Origin of the sequence: Amycolatopsis antarctica (genome assembly GCF_002262875.1) — a bacterium.
Taxonomy (GTDB): Bacteria; Actinomycetota; Actinomycetes; order Mycobacteriales; family Pseudonocardiaceae; genus Amycolatopsis; species Amycolatopsis antarctica.
In genome coordinates this window covers 34,752-51,611 of sequence record NZ_NKYE01000023.1, presented here as the reverse complement: position 1 = coordinate 51,611, position 16,860 = coordinate 34,752, and the positions used below count along the sequence as shown (strand labels likewise).

Here is a 16,860-nt window from a genome sequence, read left to right as displayed (position 1 = left end):
CGAGGGTGGTGGCGGCGACGTGGACGAATATTTCGGTGCGGGGTTCGCTCTGACGGTGGCCGAGGCAGAGTTCGGCGAACACGTCAGCACGGAGTTGTTCCAGGGTGCGGGTCTCCGTGTGGCCGCGGAGGGTTTTGGCGATGCGGTCCACGCGGGTGTAGATGGTGGTGGCGGTTTCGGTGGGCAGGTCGGCGATGAGGGTGCTCATGGCGTCGTCTTGGTGCACCAGTTGCAGGCTGCGTTCTTGGCGCCGTTTCCGGGCTCGTTCGGCGTGCCCGTCGGGGTCAACGTGTGCGACCTGTCGCACGACCGCGCGGCGAATGCTGGACGGATTCCGACCGTCCACTCGGCCAGCCATTGCGGTGTCCACCGCAATGGCGTGCTCGTCGGACAAGGGTGCGGTGGCGTCGACGATTTTGGAGGCTTTGTAGGCGTCGATGACGCCGGTTTCCATTGCTGTCAGTGTTGCTGGTAGCCGGGTGGTCAACGCTTGTGCCATCGCGACCATTCGCTGCGCGCGGTGTTCGGTGGTCGCCAAGGTCAGTGCGATCTCGGCTGCCACCCCACGCGGGCCTTCGGATAGGGCAGCGAAGCGGGCCATGGCCCGCACCTGCACGGCGTCGGCGCGGGAGCGTGCGGCCTCGGCATCCCGCATGACCCGTAGCAACCCCCGCCGCGACAACCGTCCGAGCCTGACACCGGTCGGCCCGCCGTGGTTCACACCGCTGTGGTCGACGCGCACTGTTTCTCGCGATTCCATGTCCAGAATCGTGGATAGCTGAACTTCTACAGATCCCCCATCGATCATATGTCCATTGTAGCGGGCATTCACGAGAGTGGAAATAACACCATCAGGTACCCCCAATATGTGAAAGTCCCATTCATGACCCGCCCTGTCACGCTAATGCCACACTAATCCACGAAAACATGACCCCGGGCATGAGAAACGGCCACAAGTGACGCCTTCGTAGGGCACTGTGCAGGGGATTGGGCCGTTCGACTGTGGCCGGAACCCCCGCCTGGGTGGTGACAGCGCGTAGGTGAGGCTGAGTGCGAGCGCACTACGGCACCGTATTGCGCTGCCCTTGTGCGGGGATGATTTCGCAATACGTCGACATATTGCGCTCCAGGGGCGTCAGGTATCGCCAACCGCCGTGAGCCGCGCACGGACGAGGACCGAACGACATCAGACTGCCCTGCCCGTGCGGTTCGGGAGCCGGACAGCACCAAGTCACCACCGTGCCCCCGCGCGATCAGGAACCCGACAGCACCAAACCGACCAACACCGAGCCCCCGCGCAGCCAGGAACCGACCAGCACCAAGCCGACCAGCGCCACCCATCCCGTCAAGCAGGCCCCCGAAGGACAACCGGACGCAACAACCGGGGTACGAACCCGAACGCGACACACCCAACCGGACGCGACACCCCACCCGCACCGAACCAGACAGCACCGAGAAACCCGTTCCGTGGGTAACTGTCGCTGGTGACCATCAACGGCGAACGCCCCGTGCAGCGACAGTTACCCACGGCGCGCCGAAGGCGTGCCCGAAACCCAAGACGCCACCCCGATACCCCCAACCCCGCAAAACCCAACCCCCCAGCCAAAACAAGCCCTCCCGCCAAAACAAACCCCCCAGCCAAAACAAGCCCCCCAGCAGAACTCACCCCCAAACCCCCCAGAGAATCAGAACGGAGCGTCCTCGGTGGGTGGTGGCCCCGCGACGGTCGCCCCGTACGCATCGCGGTCGGGACACCATTCCCGCACCGGGCACCAGGCGCACTGCGGACCGGGCCGCGTATCCCACGTCGTGTCGTGGGCCCATTCTTCCGCGTGGGCCTTCAACTGTTCACGGCTGACCTTCGCCATCAGCGGATCCTCGGTCGAGTAGGTGAAGACGGCGGCCTCGTTCGGCGTCAGGATCTCCAGCTCCACCTTCCCCTCCGCGCAGTCGTACCGTTCCGCCAGTCCGTAGGCGAGCAGCGCGAGGTCGAAGACGACGGCCAGGTACCGGTCCCGCGCTTCCCTTTCGTCGGCAGGAAGGTGGCCTCCGGACGTCTTCAGTTCCCGCACGACGAGCGCCCCGTCCCGCCGAATCAGCAAGTCCGGCTTTGCCACCACGACGACGTCCGCCTCCGGGTCCCGTGCGTGCACACTGCGCTCGGCGAGGACGACGTCCACCGGTCCTTCCCTGAACGGGCACACGTCCACATGCCGCAGCAGGAACGGATACGCGAGCCGGTACTCCTCCTCGCTCAGCCCACCAGAACCCAGCCCACCGGAACCCAAGCCGTCGGAGCCGGCCCCCTCGGCACCAGGTGCCGGAAGGTCGCCGAGCTCGCAGGCGGTGCCACGGCGGTGGGCCTGGTCGATCCAGGCGTGCGCGGCCGTTCCGCGTCGCAGGGTGTCCGAGTCCTCCGCCTCCCGGGGCAGGTTGAGCTGCCGCTGGAGGTACCACCGGGACGGGCAGCGCCGGTGCAGTGAGAGGTCGTGGGCGGAGACGGACCGCGACCAGGCGGCGGGCGCGTCGAGCTGCAGCATTCCCGGCACGGCTACCAGATCCGGGCAGCCGCCGGTGAACTTGCACGACTCGCAGTCGTGCCCGGGCGTCCGGACGGCACCCTCGACGACGGACCGCGCTTTCGGCCGGACGGAACGTTCGTACCCCTCGCGTGCCTGCTCGGGCGCGATCCCGTTGATGAGGTGCCGTTCGACGCCGTCCTGGAGCCCGACCTCGGTGACGTACACCTGCCGGACCGGACGGTCGGTGGCAAGCTCCGCCGCGACGTAGGCGGCGACATCGGCCCACACCGTGTGTTCGGAGTGCGCCCGGCCGAACCGGAGCCTGCGGATCTCCCGCATGCCGGATTCGTTCTCGTACAACGGCCCCCAGGTCATCACGGCAGAGCCCGGCCGCAGCGCGACCTTGTTGGTCAGCCCGAGGTAGCGCAGCGCGCCGAGTTCCTGTTCGCGCGCCTCGTGGTACTCGAAGTACTGCTCCAGGGCGAGTTCGAGGAACGTCCGCCAGCCCGGGTGCAGGGAACCGAACGCCATGCGCGCCCTGCCGACCGCCTCGCCGAGGTCGGTCCCCCGGGCGGTGACGCCGTGCACCTGGGCGATGGCGTCGACGAGCGGGCCGAGGGTGAAGGTGTCGTCGCTGTACCGCCGCCGCCAGCGCCCGTTGTCCGGCCTGGTCTCGGGGCGGGCCTTCAGCGCTGCGTGCAGATCGCAGCCCTGCCCGGCGTTCTCGGCCGCGGTCGCGGTGACCTGGAAGACCGGCTTGTCGTTCAGTAGCGGGATTTCCGGGGTCCACGGCCATGCCATCGGCGCCGCCTCGTGGTCGTCGTAGGTTCCGGAGCCACCGTAGCCGCAGCGCGCGGAGCTTGTCAGTTCGTGCCGTCTGCCCGCCGCCGCCAGGCCCTTGCCTTCTCCCGGTTGCCGCAGACCCGCATGGAGCACCAGGCGCGCGAGCGGTTGCGGGAGTGGTCGTAGAACGCCCACCGGCAGTCGTCGGCGGGGCAGATCTTGATGCGTGCCCACTCACCGAGCACGGCCAGCCGGGCGGCGGCGGCGAGTACCGCGCCGAGCGCGGTATCGGCGACCAGGCTGGGTGTGCCGCCGGCGAGTTCGACCCGGACGGAGGTTCCCGCGTCCCCGGCGCGGGCCCCTGGGTCCCCGGCGGCGGCACGCAACGCTTCGCGGGTGGCGCGGGCGTCGGTGAGCGATCCGGCGCGCAGGCCTCTCGCCGAGGCCCATCGTTGCCAGCTCTGCTTGCCACGCAACAGATCCGTGCCCTCTTCGACGTCCACGGTGTTGAGGAAGCCGAGCACGAGGCTCGCGTCCGGGCTGGTCGCTGGCTCTGCGCTCACGTCACCACTGTAGTCCCGATGCCGGTTGCGTCCGATCGACATAACTTGCATACTCACTTCACTGGTTACTCGACTTCAGGGAGGCAAAGCGATGCCGGCCCCCACCGTTCCCGGCCTCGTCCCAACACTGGGCGGGATCGTGCTCGACTGCCCGGACCCCGAGGCACTGGCGGGTTTCTACGCGCGGCTGCTCGAATGGCCGGTGCCCGCCACGTCCGATCCGGACTGGGTCTCACTGACCAATCCGCTCGGTGGCCCATTGCTGGAGTTCCAGCGCGTCGCGGACTACCGCCCACCCGGCTGGCCCGAGCCGGACCGTCCGCAGCAGTTCCATCTCGACCTGACGGTCACCGACCTGCCCGCCGCGCACGAACGCGCTCTCACGCTCGGCGCCCGGCTACTCGACGACCAGCCGGAGACGTTCCGGGTCTACGCCGATCCGGCCGGGCACCCGTTCTGCCTCTGCGCCTGCGCCGCGGACGGTGACTGACCCGGCACGCATGAGTAAGCTCCTGCTCCGTGACGTGCCCGAAATGCCAGAGCAAGATGCGGACGGTCGACAAGAACGGCGTCCACATAGACCAGTGCGAGGGGTGCCGGGGCATCTTCCTCGACCGCGGCGAACTGGAGCAGATCGCCAAGGCCGAGACGGCGTTCTACGCCGCGGCCCCGCCGCCGTACCGGCCGGACTCGCCTGCCCCGCACGGCGGTCACGGCCGCAGGCAGGGCCACCCGGATTCACCTCGCCCGCATCGCGGCGGGCATCCCGACTCGCCGCGCGGTTACCGCGCCGGCTACGCCGACTCACCCCGTCCCCACCGCGGCGGGCATCCCGACTCGCCGCGTGGCTACCGCGGCGGCTACGCCGACTCACCGCGTCCCCACCGCGGCGGGTATGCGGATTCGCCCCGCCCGTACGGACACGGTGGCCACAAGGGCCACCGCAAGCGCAGCTTCCTCGACGGACTCTTCGACTAGGGATTGGCGGGCGACTCCCGGTGCGAACACCGCGACCACGCCAATTGCCAGACCCGCCCTGGCGGCGCGGGTTCCAGGAGACGATCAGCGTGACGCGGTGTCCGGCCTCGACCTGAAGATCTGCCCGGCCTGCGGGGACCGGGACGATCATCGCCTCGCCTCCGGCGCGCCGGAGGACGCCCCGGCGCTGGCCTGCGCGCGCTGCGCGCACCGGTGGCCGTTTCGCAGGCTGCCGTTGTTCGCGCTGACCGGCCCGAGTGGTGCGGGCAAGTCGACCGTGGGGCCCGCGCTCGCGGCCCGTCTCGGTGACCGGGTCGTGGTGCTGGAGCAGGACGTGCTCTGGACGGCGGGGTTGCGCGAGCCGGAGGACGACGGTTACGGCCAGCCCCGGTTCCGGTCCACCTGGCTGCGGATGGCCGCGATGATCCAGCAGAGCGGCCGTCCTGTCGTCCTGTGCGGCACCGTCGTGCCGCCGGAGTTCGAGCCGCTGCCGGAACGGGAACTGTTCAGCGACATCCACTATCTCGCCTACCTCGCCCAGGACGAGGTGCTCGCCGCCCGGTTGCGTGCGCGGCCTGCCTGGCGGCAGTGGTCCGAGCCGCGGATCGCCGAGACGCTCGCGTTCGCCCGCTGGTTGCGGGCGGACGCGGCGAGCATGTGCCCGCCGGTCACCGTCTTCGACACCACCCGGGCCACGCTCGACGCCGCCGTGGACGCCGCCTGCGAGTGGATCACCGCCCGCCTGCCCGGCTGATTCGACACCGGCCGAGCCCGTTGGCGCTTCGTCAAATTTCGACGAACAAAACTGTTCGCAGATGTTAGGCTGAGAACGTGAGGAAAACTCAGCAGGCATCGAGCCTGGTAGGGACCCGGGTGCTGATCACCGGCGGGGCGCGTGGCATCGGCGCGCTACTCGCCCGGCGCCTGCACGAGCGCGGAGCCAGGGTCGGCCTGGTCGGCCTCGAACCCGAACTGCTCGCCGACACCGCAAAGGGCTGCGGCGACGCGCCATGGCGCGTCTGTGATGTCGCCGACCGGAGCCAGGTGGACGCCGCCGTCGCCGGGATCGTGGCCGAGCTCGGCGGACTGGACGTCGTGGTCGCCAACGCCGGCATCGCCAAGCAGCTCCCGCTGGTCGGCGGATCGCCCGAGGTGATGGAGCAGACCCTGCGGGTCAACGTCCTCGGCACCTACTACACGCTGCGCGCGGCCGGCCCGCACCTGAGCCATCCCGGTGGGTACGCGCTGCTGATCTCCTCACTGGCCGCCGCCGTGCACCTGCCGCTACTCGGCGCGTACAGCGCGTCGAAGGCGGCGGTCGAGGCACTGGGCAACACGCTGCGCGCGGAACTGCGGCCGTCCGGGGCGAAGGTCGGCGTGGCCTACTTCGCCGAGCTCGACACCGACATGACCTCCCGCGGCTTCGACACCGACGCCGCCAGGCGGTTGTTGCGCAAGCGCTCGCTGACCACGGTGACCCCCGTCGTCGCCGGGATCGACGCGCTGGAAAAGGCCATCACCCTGCGCTCCCGCACCGCCGTCGCCCCGCGCTGGGTCGGAGCGATGCTGCCCGTGCGATCCGTGCTCCAGCGGGTGATCGACCGCTCGCGCAGATCGCAGGTGGACGCCGCGCTGCGGATCGCCCGCGAGGAGGATGTTCCGTTCACCACGGACCAACCAGGGGCGCCGTCCACAGTGGCCGGTGAGTGCGGGTGACCGGGAGCAGCAGGCTCGAACCGGGGACCCGGGCGGAGCTGGGCCTGCCCATCTGGGCGTTCGTCCGGCTCGCCGGCCGCGTCACTCGCGGGGAACCGCCGCGCCTTTTCCTGATCCTCGGCAAGAATCGACGACTGTTCCGTTCCTGGCTCCGATTCGCCGCCCGGCTGATGCCACGAGGAAAGCTTCCTCGCCGGGAAACGGAACTGGTGATCCTGCGTGTGGCCGGGTTGTGTGGTTGCGACTACGAATACGAGCACCACGTCCGGATGGCTCGCCGCGCCGGGGTCAGCCGCGCGGAGATCGACGGGATCGCCGACCGCGCCGAAAGGGAATGGAGTCCACGCGAGTCGGCGATTCTGCTTGCGGTGGAACAGTTACATACCGACCGAACGGTCGATGACAAAACCTGGGAAACGCTGCGACCACATCTTTCGGACCCGGAGATCGTCGAACTCTTCATGCTCGTCGGGCATTACGAAATGCTCGCTCTGGTGATCGGCGGGCTGCGCATTCGCCCCGATGGTCACCTCGCCGCGTGACCTCGCGCTGATTCGCGAAGCGGCGGAGCGTAATCGATTTATTTGTCGCGCCCATTTTATGGAGAAAACACACGGAAACTGTGTGTGAACTTTTACCGATTAGTCCGAACGGCACTGTTCCGGACGGCTCCGGCCTGCGAATATCAAACGAAGAAAATCACGCATTCATTCGATTGATCGTTAATCTCCGACTGGAGGAAGTATGCGTCGAGGAGCACTCACCGTCGCGATCGTGGCGGCGACGACAGGACTGCTGGCCCTCCCGGGAGCGGCCACCGCCACCACGGCAGGTGCGGGCGCGACGAGCGCGGCAACGGCCGCCCCGGCACCCCGGCAGGGACCGATCAGCCTGAACGTCGACTACCAGGTCCAGGAGACCGGATACTGGTGCGGGCCCGCCGCGACACGCATCGCGCTGTCGGCCCGCGGCATCTTCCTCAGCCAGGCCGACCTTGCCGCCCAGCTCGGTACCCACACCGGCGGCACCGACCACATCGGACAGGTGACGAACGTTCTCGGCGGCCACGTCGGCTGGTACGAGACCAAGGAGATGCCGAACGATCCGCCCACTCCTGCGCAGAAGGACCTGCTCTGGAACGACATCGTCACCGACATCAACGCCGGGTTCCCGCTGGTGGCGAACATCGTCGCGCCTCCCGGCAACCAGCCCCCCGGCTACCCGCCGGACCAGACGATCTACCACTACTTCACGGTCATCGGTTACAACCCGGACGACCGGATGGTGCAGATCGCCGACCCGGCCTCGTTCTCCGGCAACCAGATCTACTGGCTCAGCTTCGATCACCTGGCTTCGCTGATCCCGCCGAAGGGCTACAGCGCCTGAACCGGTTCCGGCGGGGCGTGCGCCCTCACGCCTCGCCGGACACCCGGCTGTCCCGGATTCCGCGCAACAGAGCCATGATCGGTTCGTGCAGGCCGGGAAGGTCCTTCGCCTCACCCACCGCGAGCTTGCCCACGACGAGCGAACTGATCGCCGCGACGAGGAGCTGGCAGGCGAACTCCGGATCCGGCACGGCCGCCCAGCCCGGGTCCTCGCGGAAGTTCAGGGCGACGGACTCGGTGAAGCGCCGCTGCACGTCGAATCGCCGCTCCCGCGCGCCGGGTCCCGCCGCGGGGGCCTCCAGGAAGAACACGTTCGCGATCTGCACCTGCTCGGACAGGGTCCTGAGGTACACCTCGAGCGCCGTTCCGAAGCGGGTCAGCGGGTCGTCGTCGCTTCTCGACGCGACCAGGTTGCCCTCGATCAGCGTCGAGAGGATGCCCGAGCAGGTGTCGAGCAGGGCCAGGAAGCACGCTTCCTTGCCGTCGAAGTGCTGGTAGAAGGTCTCGCGGGACACCTTCGCCCTGGAGAGCACCTCGGCCACGGACGTCTTCGCGAACCCCTTCTCCGACACGGCCGCCGCCATGCCGAACAGCAGTCGCTGACGCTGGACGTCGGCCACCTGCTCACGGCTGAGGTTGTGCCTGCCCCGCGGCAGTGCGGGGAACGCGTCTTCGGTGACCACCTGGAAATCCTAGGTGACGATCCCGCCGGCGCGCTGACGAACGAGCCCGGTGGCCGGAAACGGCCATCACGTGCCCGGGCCGCTCAGCGGCCAGCGCGGGCCGTCGGGGGAGCGCAGCCAGAACTCCTGCCGCTGCCCGTCGACGGAGATGCCGAACTCCTCGCGGCGCGGCCTGCCCAGTGCCTCCCAGTGCCGGTGCGCGTCCTCGGCGAGGTCCCACAGTCTGCGCGGCCCGCCCTGCTCGACCAGTTGCGAGGCGCGGTCGCCGTCGTGCCTGCTCCACGAACCGTCCGGATGCACCAGGTAGGTCACGTCCGGGTCCTCGGCGTCGAAGGCCGGGGTGACGCCGGGCAGCGCGATCCCGGCGAAGAACTCGAAGCCGCGTGCCGGATCGATGACCTCCCGGACGGGCAGCGCGGACGGCCTGCCCCCGCCGCTCGTGGGCGGCAGCGCCGCGAGCAGTCCGGCGGGGTCGGCCCGCCGGTGCGCGCGCAGCGGCATGAACCGGCCGTCACGGGCGAGCACCCGGCCGCTGCCGGTGGCCCCCTCGCCGGCGACGATCCGGACCAGACCGGCACCGATCGGCCGGTGCAGCGTGGTCACCACCATGCCGCCGGGCCGCGTCTGCTCCAGCCACGCGGGCGGGATCGACGTCACCGAGCAGGTGCACAGCACCCGGTCGAACGGAGCGGTGCCCTCGGCGCCGAGCGAACCGTCCCTGGCCGCGACGTACGGGTGATAGCCGACGGCATCCAGACAGGCACGGGCACCGTCCACGAGCGTGGCATCGATGTCCACAGTGGACACCAGTTGGTCGCCGAGGCGGCGGCAGAGGAGCGCGGCGTTGTATCCGGTGCCGGTACCGATCTCCAGCACCCGCATCCCCCCGGCGACCCGCAGCTCCTCCAGCATGATCGCCATGATCGCGGGCATGCTGGACGAGCAGGTGGGCATGCCGTGCGTGCCGCCCTCGCGGCGGGCACGCTCCCAGGCGCCGGGGTCGTCGTCGAGCTGGGTGACCAGCACGCGGTCGGCGTAGATGTCCGGCAGCCAGGCGTCGTCGCCGAACTCGACCGCGGTCCAGGCGCCCGCGGACCGGGCGAAGAAGCGGGGCAGGAAGGCATGCCTCGGCACGGCACGGAAGGCCTCGATCCACGGCCGCTCGGTGAGCGCACCGTCGCGGCGCAGGCCGGCGACGAGTTCACGCCGCCGGTTGTTCGCCTCGCGCACCAGGGCAGGTCGCATACGACCACGGTAAACGGCCGTGAGCGGAACCACACCTCGCGTGCAAGCAGAGTGCTTGCAGGTGCTAGCACTCGTGTGTACCGTCGAGTACGTCGACAGGAGGTGATCGCGATGCCAGGGCCAACGGAAACAGGGCCGCACGGCGAGCCGGTCACCGAGGAGGTCACCGCGCACGAGGACCTCCCCAACCCGATCGACAAGGTGGCCGATATCGGACGCGACATCGGCGCGTACATCCGGCACCAGCGCAGCTCCGCGAAAATCTCCCTGCGGCAGTTGTCCAAGCTGGCCGGCGTCTCCAATCCCTACTTGAGTCAGATCGAGCGGGGCGTGCGCAAGCCGAGTGCGGAGATCCTGCAGCAGATCGCCAAGGGGCTGCGCATCTCCGCCGAGGCGCTGTACGTGCAGGCGGGAATCCTGGACCTGGCCCCCGCGGGCGAGGTGAGCAACGCGATCCGCGCCGATACCGAGCTTTCCGAGCGGCAGAAGCGAGTTCTGCTCGACGTGTACGAGTCGTTCCGCCGGGAGAACGCTCCGGAGAGCAGCACCGAGAAGACTTCGCCGGGAACAGATTCCGGCGTCGCGACGGGCGGCGGAAAGAACGCCGGCGCCGCGAGCACGAACCAGAGCTGAGTGGCCGTTCGGCCACTACCGACAAGGAGTGATCGACGATGTCCAGCCCCAAGACGTCCGGCACCAAGACCCAGACCGCCGGCAAGAACCAGCAGCACACCCCCCTCGACCAGCTTCGTACCCCGCTGCTCGCCGCGCTCGGCGCGGGCAACCTGGCTGGGCAGGCCGTGGTCGACGCCGTGGGCAAGGCCAAGGAGCGCGTCGCCGAGGGCGGCGAGACCGCCCGCAAGAACATGGACGAGCTGCCCACCGACATCGAGAGCCTGCGCGGCAAGCTGGACCCGGCCGAGCTGCGCAAGGCCATCGACGAGTACACCGAGGCCGCGCTGAAGCTGTACAGCAAGCTGGCCGAGTCCGGTGAGCAGGCGCTGGACAAGATCCTGTCGCAGCCGCAGCTCAAGCGGACCATCGAGCAGCTCGAAGGTGCCGCACGCACCGCGCAGGACCGCTTCGACGACGTCGCGGGCGAGACCCGGGGCCGCGTGGACGACGTCCTCGGCAAGGTCACCAAGCGCACCCGCTCGACCGGTGAGAAGGCCGCGCGCACCGTGCAGCAGGTCGCGGGCGAGACCGCCGAGAAGGTCCAGGAGGTCGCGGGCGACGCGGCGGAGAAGGTCCAGGAGGCCGGCGACGACCTGGCCCACGAGACCCGCAGTGCCAGCCGCAAGGCCGCCAACCGCACGGCGCCGGCGACCCGTCGCAGCACCACCCCGGCGAACGCCAAGAAGCCCGCGGGCGGCACCACCGGCACCACCGGCAAGAGCACCAAGTAACCGGTCGCCGGCACCAGCGGCAACCGCGCGGCGCAGTACACGGCACAACACCGGCACGGCCCCCGGCACCCCACCTGAGGTGCCGGGGGCCGTGTCGCGGGTGAACCCGTACTCTGGGGGACGTGCCCGAAGCCGCGTATTGGATTGTGCTGATCATCAAGTGGACTGCGGTCCCGGTGGGAGCCTTCGCGTTGGTGCACGCTCTGTCGCAGCGTGCCGACGCCTATTCCGCCGCGGACCGCAAGTCGAAACCGGTCTGGATGGCCATCACCGGTGGAGGTACGGCCGCGCTGCTGCTGTTCGACTTCCACGGGCCGGGAATGATCTTCTGGCTGGCCGCGCTCGTCGCGGTGCTCGTCTACCTGGTGGACGTGCGGCCGAAGCTCATCGAGGTCCAGCGCGGTGGCCGTAGCTGGTAGACAGGGCGAATGAGCTCCTGGTCCATCGCGGGCACCCTCACGCCCGAACCCACCACCAGCCGCGCCGACCTGCTCGCCGAGCCGGTGGCCAAAGCCCTCGCCGCGCTGCCCGAGTCCGACCGGGTCGCGGTCGTCGAGATCGACGCGGAGCTGGCCGATACCGCCCAGTTCTGCGAGGCGTACTCCTCGCCGTTGTCCGCCTCGGCGAACTGTGTGGTCGTCGCGGGCAAGCGTGCCGGTGAGGTGCGTTATGCCGCCGCGCTCGTGCTCGCCACCACCCGCGCGGACGTCAACGGCGTCATCAAGCGCAGGCTCGACGTGCGCAAGGCCTCGTTCGCGCCGATGGACGACGCCGTCGCGCTGACCGGCATGGCCTACGGCGGGATCACCCCGATCGGCCTGCCCGCCGACTGGCCGATCCTGATCGACCGCGCCGTCGCCGAGGCCCCCGAACTCGTGATCGGCAGCGGACTGCGCGGCGGCAAGCTGCTCGTGCCCGGCCCGGTGCTGGCCGCGCTGCCCGGCGCCGAGGTGCTCGACGGGCTGGCCCGCGCGATCGAGTGACCGGAGCGTGACCCGGTGTGGGCACGGCATCCCGGCGGTGCAATCGTGGGACAGGTAGCGAATCCCGCCGGAAGGACACTCATGGGCAAGGTCACCGCCACCGCCGAACGCCGCGTCGAGGCACCGCTGGACAAGGTGCGCGCGATCGTCGCCGACTACTCGGGCAGCCGCCCGAAGATCCTCACCGAGCACTACCGCGACTTCGAGGTCACCGAGGGCGGCTCCGGTGCCGGGACCGTCGCGAAGTGGAAGTTGCAGGCCACCTCGAAGCGGGTGCGCGACGTCGCGGCGACCGTGTCCGAGCCCGCCCCCGGCACCATCGTCGAAACCGACGCCAACTCCTCCATGGTCACCACCTGGACCGTGCGCGAGGCCGGCGAGGCGACGCTGGTGCGCATCGAGACGAGCTGGGACGGCGCGGGCGGCATCGGCGGCTTCTTCGAGAAGACCTTCGCCCCGGCCGGACTGAAGCGCATCTACGACGGCGTGCTCGGCAACCTCGACGAGCTGGCGGCCACGAACTGAATAAATCCGCGCGTCCGTCCGTTGCACATGGGCAGGGCGCGCGGACACCGCCGCCCGAGAAGCGTCACAGAGGAGATTGATGACCTTGCAGGCCACGGAGATCCGGCTCGCTGCCCGGCCGAAGGGCTGGCCCACACTCGACAACTTCGAGATCGTGGACGTCGAGCTGCCCGCTCCCGGCGAGGGCCAGGTTGTCGTCCGCAACCTGATCAACAGCGTCGACCCGTACATGCGCGGCCGGATGAGCTCCGCCAAGTCCTACGCCGAGCCGTACGCGGTGGGCGAGGTGATGACCGGAACGGCCGTCGGCGAGGTCGTTGAGTCCACAGTGGACAAACTGGCGAAGGGCGACTTCGTCATGCACGAGGCCGGCTGGCGCTCGCACGCCGTGCTGGACGCCAAGCGTGCGGTGAAGGTCGACCCGGACGCGGCCCCGCTCGGCGCCTACCTGGGCGTGCTCGGCATGCCGGGGCTGACGGCGTACGCCGGGCTGCTCGACGTCGCCGAGTTCCGCGAGGGTGACACCGTCTTCGTCTCCGGCGCGGCGGGCGCGGTGGGCTCACTGGTCGGCCAGCTCGCGTCCCTGCGCGGCGCGGGCCGGGTCATCGGCAGCGCCGGGTCCGCGGAAAAGGTGGCGCATCTGACCGGTGAACTCGGGTTCGACGCGGCGTTCAACTACAAGGACGCCCCGGTCACCGAACAGCTCCGCGCGGCGGCCCCGGACGGCATCGACGTGTACTTCGACAACGTCGGCGGCGAGCACCTCGAGGCGGCGATCGACTCGATCACGCTGCACGGCCGGATCGCCGTCTGCGGCATGATCTCGCAGTACAACGCCACCGAGCCCACCCCGGCGCCGCGCAATCTCGCCCAGATCATCGCGAAGCGGTTCACCATCCGCGGCCTGCTCGTCCGGGACCACCTGCACCTGCGCGAGAAGTTCCTCGCCGAGGTCGCCCCGCTGGTCAAGGCTGGCAAGCTCCGCTACTCCGAAACCACCGTCGACGGTCTGCGCAACATGCCGCAGGCGTTCCTGGACATGCTCGGCGGGGCGAACACCGGCAAGATGCTCGTGCGGGTCGCCAACTGATGACTCCGCCCACGACGGGAGTACCGCTGTGAAGAACGGGATCGTCTACGTCCTCGGCGCGCTGCTGCTCGCCATCGGCGCCGTATGGGGCCTGCAGGGCGTGGGAGTGCTCACCGGCAGCCCGATGACCGGCCAGAAGCTGTGGTTCGGCATCGGTCTGCTGGCGGTGATCGCCGGTGCCGGACTGATCGCGTACGGCGTGCGGAGAACCCGCGCGGACAAGGCGAAGTAGCCACCGAACACCTTCCGGCTTCGACCGGCCGCCTCCGAGGAGGAATCGTGAACGCTCCCGTCACCGAGATCGAGTTCTACTGGCGTCCCGGCTGCGGCTTCTGCATGGCGCTGCAGCGTCCCCTCGAACGCAGCGGGCTGCCGGTGCGGGCGGTGAACATCTGGGAGGACCCGGACGCGGCCGCCAGGGTGCGCTCCGTGGCGGACGGCAACGAGATCGTACCGACGGTGTTCGTCGGTGACCGTGCGCTGATCAACCCGCAGTTCTCCGAAATCGAGGACGCGGTGCGGGAGCAGGCGCCCGATCTGCTGGCCACCGCCCAGGAGGCCACGGCGGCCAATGCGGCCGACGACACCGGCACGGGCAAGTCGCGCTGGCAGTTCTGGCGCTGACGGCGCGAGTCCGTGCCCGCCGTGCGACGGCATTGCCCCGGCCGGGTGAACGGGCCTACATTCTCCGTGTGATCGAGAGCCCGGGACCTGTCGCGGTGGTGCGAGCGCTGCTCGGCGTGGCGTTCCGGAGCCACTCGCGGGCGCTGGAGGCCGGATGAGCGAGGCTGACACCGCGCCCGGGTACCTGGAGGACTTCCGGGTCGGGCAGTGCCGGCGGTGGCAGGTGCCGGCCGCGGCCACCGCAGGGCGTCCGGCGGCGTCGGCCGCGTTCGACATGGCGTTCGACGTCATCGGCGACGGCGGCACCCCGGTCGACCTGCGCTGGACCTTCGGCGACGCCGGGAAACCGGGAGACACGACGTTGACCGGCACGGTCACCCGCTGCCGCTTCGGCGCCGAAGGCACCGGCCTCGTCCACCGTCATCTCCGGCTCACCGACCGCGCGGACACGGTGCTCGGCGAGGGCACCGCCGTGTTCTCCTTTCCCGCCAAGCATTCCGAACCTCTGACACAGCATGTGCGCACCGATTTCTGCTCCCTGCCATGGGCGCGGGAACTGGCGGACGCGCTGACCCGGAACGAGGAGTTCGTCTCGGCCACCCGGCCGATGGACGGATCGATCGCGTTCCGCTGCGGGGACGAGGCGGTGCAGTTCCGTATCTACAAAGGACTGGTCGTCGACGTGGCCAGGTCCACCCCGTCCGGCCCGACGTTCACCGTCGCGGGCTCGGAGCTGTCCTGGCTGGGATTGATGACCGCACCGCGCAACGACTTCATCGCCCGCACGATGGCGGGTGACTTCGCCGCGAGCGGTAACACCCACGAGTACCTGCGGTTCACCAAGGCCGTGGTGTCGGCCTGGGACTGCGTGCGCGAGCTTGCCCGCCGGGACACGCCCTGAGCCGCTGACCCGTGCGGCCGCCGTCCCGCGTCCGTCGGCGGCTGCGCCCGTTACGGTCGGGAGACGGCGGGAACCGCCGGATACGGTGGCCGGCGATCCCGGCCGACGAGGAGGCAAGCCATGCGCGAGGTAGTCGTCTGCGAACCGGTCCGTACCCCGGTGGGCCGGTTCGGCGGGGTCTACCGGGACGTGCCCGCGCACGTGCTCGCCGCCACGGTGCTGCGGGAGCTGCTGCGGCGCACGGGGGTACCGGGAGGCGAGATCGAGGACGTGATCCTCGGCCAGTGCTACGCGAACGGCGAGTCCCCGGCCATCGGCAGGGTCGCGGCCCTCGACGCCGGGCTGGGGGTGGAGGTGCCCGGCCTGCAGGTGGACCGCCGGTGTGGTTCCTCGCTGCAGGCCGTCCTCGACGCGGCGATGCGGGTGCAGACGGGTGTCGCGGACGTGGTGATCGCCGGTGGTGCGGAGAGCATGAGCCAGGTCGAGTTCTACTCGAACGCGATGCGCTGGGGCGTCAAGGGCAGCGGGGTGCAGTTGCACGACCGGCTCGCCCGTGCCCGGGTGACGGCAGGTGGCGCGGACTTCTCCGTCGAGGGCGGGATGCTGGAGACGGCCGAGAACCTGCGCCGGGAGTACTCGATCCCGAGGGCCGAGCAGGACGAGCTGGCGCTGCGTTCGCACCGGCGGGCCGTCGCCGCGATCGAGCAGGGCCGGTTCGCGGACGAACTGGTGCCCGTGACGCTGCCGGGCAGGCGGGGCGCACCGGACACGGTGGTCGAACGGGACGAGCACCCGCGTGCCGACGCCACGGCGGAGTCGCTCGGCGGCCTGCGCGCGGTGTTCGGCCGGGACGACCCGGAGGCCACCGTGACGGCGGGCAACGCGAGCGGGCAGAACGACGGTGCCGCGGCGTGCCTGGTGACGACGCCGGAGCGGGCGGCGGAACTCGGCCTCCGGCCGCTGGCCCGGCTGGTGGGCTGGGCGGTCGCCGGGGTGCCGCCGAAGACGATGGGGATCGGCCCGGTCCCGGCGACGGCCCGTGCACTCTCCCGGGCGGGGCTGACGCTGGCCGATATGGACCTGATCGAGCTGAACGAGGCCTTCGCCGCGCAGGTGCTGGCATGCACGCGGGAGTGGAACTTCGGCGGGGCCGACTGGGAACGCACGAACGTCAACGGCTCCGGCATCTCGCTGGGTCATCCGGTGGGAGCCACCGGGGCACGGATCCTGGCGACGCTGCTGCGGGAACTGGATCGTCGCTCGGGCCGCTACGCGCTGGAGACCATGTGCATCGGCGGTGGCCAGGGGCTCGCCGCGGTGTTCGAACGGTACAGCGGCTGAGGGTCCGAGCACTCCAAGGATCAGTACCGGGCCCAGAGCCCGCTCACCCGGCCGCAGGCGGCTGCCGAGGGGTGGCCCGAGCCACCCTTCCGATACATTGCGCACGATGTAATCG

At 70.0% G+C, this 16,860-nt stretch carries 21 protein-coding genes; 16 read left to right on the top strand and 5 right to left on the bottom strand.

Annotation, left to right across the window (positions count from 1 at the left end; all coding sequences use genetic code 11):
• The 3 genes from CFN78_RS26885 to CFN78_RS26875 all read right to left on the bottom strand — a co-directional run.
• The coding region (locus tag CFN78_RS26885) for a DUF222 domain-containing protein (RefSeq protein ID WP_133116494.1) at positions 1-808 on the bottom strand (808 nt) is incomplete at its 3' end.
• An 877-nt stretch (positions 809-1,685) separates the two neighbouring features.
• On the bottom strand, positions 1,686-3,323 hold the full coding sequence (locus CFN78_RS26880) for a PD-(D/E)XK nuclease family protein (protein WP_094865840.1): 1,638 nt from the start codon (positions 3,321-3,323) through the stop codon (positions 1,686-1,688).
• Between the two features lie 62 nt (positions 3,324-3,385).
• Positions 3,386-3,868 carry a CGNR zinc finger domain-containing protein gene (locus tag CFN78_RS26875; RefSeq protein WP_240519714.1) on the bottom strand — a complete coding sequence of 161 codons (483 nt, stop codon included), beginning with the start codon at positions 3,866-3,868 and terminating at the stop codon, positions 3,386-3,388.
• 91 nt (positions 3,869-3,959) lie between these two features.
• On the opposite strand from CFN78_RS26875, the gene CFN78_RS26870 reads away from it, so the two are divergent.
• The 6 genes from CFN78_RS26870 to CFN78_RS26845 all read left to right on the top strand — a co-directional run bounded on the left by CFN78_RS26870 (position 3,960) and on the right by CFN78_RS26845 (position 7,948).
• A complete protein-coding gene (locus CFN78_RS26870; protein WP_094865836.1) occupies positions 3,960-4,358 on the top strand; it encodes a VOC family protein in 399 nt (132 codons plus the stop codon).
• 29 nt (positions 4,359-4,387) lie between these two features.
• Positions 4,388-4,846: a TFIIB-type zinc ribbon-containing protein gene (locus tag CFN78_RS26865; protein WP_094865834.1), complete on the top strand. Its 459-nt coding sequence runs from the start codon at positions 4,388-4,390 to the stop codon at positions 4,844-4,846.
• A gap of 97 nt (positions 4,847-4,943) precedes the next feature.
• The gene (locus CFN78_RS26860; protein ID WP_240519713.1) at positions 4,944-5,600 is read left to right on the top strand and encodes a P-loop nucleotide/nucleoside kinase family protein; all 657 of its coding nucleotides are present in this window, start codon (positions 4,944-4,946) and stop codon (positions 5,598-5,600) included.
• A 77-nt stretch (positions 5,601-5,677) separates the two neighbouring features.
• Positions 5,678-6,562 carry an SDR family NAD(P)-dependent oxidoreductase gene (locus tag CFN78_RS26855; protein WP_094865832.1) on the top strand — a complete coding sequence of 295 codons (885 nt, stop codon included), beginning with the start codon at positions 5,678-5,680 and terminating at the stop codon, positions 6,560-6,562.
• Positions 6,553-7,104, top strand: a complete 552-nt coding sequence (locus tag CFN78_RS26850) for a carboxymuconolactone decarboxylase family protein (RefSeq protein WP_338065557.1) — start codon at positions 6,553-6,555, stop codon at positions 7,102-7,104. Before CFN78_RS26855 ends, CFN78_RS26850 begins: the two co-directional genes overlap by 10 nt.
• A gap of 202 nt (positions 7,105-7,306) precedes the next feature.
• A complete protein-coding gene (locus tag CFN78_RS26845; protein ID WP_094865830.1) occupies positions 7,307-7,948 on the top strand; it encodes a C39 family peptidase in 642 nt (213 codons plus the stop codon).
• 25 nt (positions 7,949-7,973) lie between these two features.
• Here the strand turns inward: CFN78_RS26845 and CFN78_RS26840 are convergent, their stop codons facing one another.
• Together CFN78_RS26840 and CFN78_RS26835 are read right to left on the bottom strand one after the other, a co-directional pair.
• Positions 7,974-8,630: a TetR/AcrR family transcriptional regulator gene (locus CFN78_RS26840; RefSeq protein ID WP_094865828.1), complete on the bottom strand. Its 657-nt coding sequence runs from the start codon at positions 8,628-8,630 to the stop codon at positions 7,974-7,976.
• Between the two features lie 66 nt (positions 8,631-8,696).
• Positions 8,697-9,875: a methyltransferase domain-containing protein gene (locus tag CFN78_RS26835; protein WP_094865826.1), complete on the bottom strand. Its 1,179-nt coding sequence runs from the start codon at positions 9,873-9,875 to the stop codon at positions 8,697-8,699.
• 192 nt (positions 9,876-10,067) lie between these two features.
• On the opposite strand from CFN78_RS26835, the gene CFN78_RS26830 reads away from it, so the two are divergent.
• From CFN78_RS26830 to CFN78_RS26785, 10 genes are all read left to right on the top strand, one after another.
• Positions 10,068-10,508: a helix-turn-helix domain-containing protein gene (locus tag CFN78_RS26830; RefSeq protein ID WP_240519718.1), complete on the top strand. Its 441-nt coding sequence runs from the start codon at positions 10,068-10,070 to the stop codon at positions 10,506-10,508.
• Between the two features lie 38 nt (positions 10,509-10,546).
• Positions 10,547-11,281 carry a prolipoprotein diacylglyceryl transferase gene (locus CFN78_RS26825; RefSeq protein WP_094865825.1) on the top strand — a complete coding sequence of 245 codons (735 nt, stop codon included), beginning with the start codon at positions 10,547-10,549 and terminating at the stop codon, positions 11,279-11,281.
• A gap of 122 nt (positions 11,282-11,403) precedes the next feature.
• Positions 11,404-11,700 (top strand): DUF2516 family protein, encoded by a 297-nt coding sequence (locus CFN78_RS26820; protein ID WP_094865824.1) that lies wholly within the window; start codon positions 11,404-11,406, stop codon positions 11,698-11,700.
• 9 nt (positions 11,701-11,709) lie between these two features.
• Complete coding sequence (locus CFN78_RS26815) at positions 11,710-12,264, top strand: YbaK/EbsC family protein (RefSeq protein ID WP_094865823.1); 555 nt, start codon at positions 11,710-11,712, stop codon at positions 12,262-12,264.
• 81 nt (positions 12,265-12,345) lie between these two features.
• On the top strand, positions 12,346-12,789 hold the full coding sequence (locus tag CFN78_RS26810; RefSeq protein WP_094865822.1) for an SRPBCC family protein: 444 nt from the start codon (positions 12,346-12,348) through the stop codon (positions 12,787-12,789).
• Between the two features lie 85 nt (positions 12,790-12,874).
• Positions 12,875-13,879, top strand: a complete 1,005-nt coding sequence (locus CFN78_RS26805; protein ID WP_165777725.1) for an NADP-dependent oxidoreductase — start codon at positions 12,875-12,877, stop codon at positions 13,877-13,879.
• Positions 13,880-13,907: 28 nt separating this feature from the next.
• Complete coding sequence (locus CFN78_RS26800) at positions 13,908-14,111, top strand: hypothetical protein (protein ID WP_094865820.1); 204 nt, start codon at positions 13,908-13,910, stop codon at positions 14,109-14,111.
• A gap of 47 nt (positions 14,112-14,158) precedes the next feature.
• A complete protein-coding gene (locus CFN78_RS29990; protein ID WP_276307384.1) occupies positions 14,159-14,503 on the top strand; it encodes a glutaredoxin domain-containing protein in 345 nt (114 codons plus the stop codon).
• Positions 14,504-14,657: 154 nt separating this feature from the next.
• Complete coding sequence (locus tag CFN78_RS26790; RefSeq protein WP_094865818.1) at positions 14,658-15,404, top strand: hypothetical protein; 747 nt, start codon at positions 14,658-14,660, stop codon at positions 15,402-15,404.
• Between the two features lie 120 nt (positions 15,405-15,524).
• On the top strand, positions 15,525-16,745 hold the full coding sequence (locus tag CFN78_RS26785) for an acetyl-CoA C-acetyltransferase (protein WP_094865817.1): 1,221 nt from the start codon (positions 15,525-15,527) through the stop codon (positions 16,743-16,745).
• Positions 16,746-16,860 lie beyond the last annotated feature (115 nt).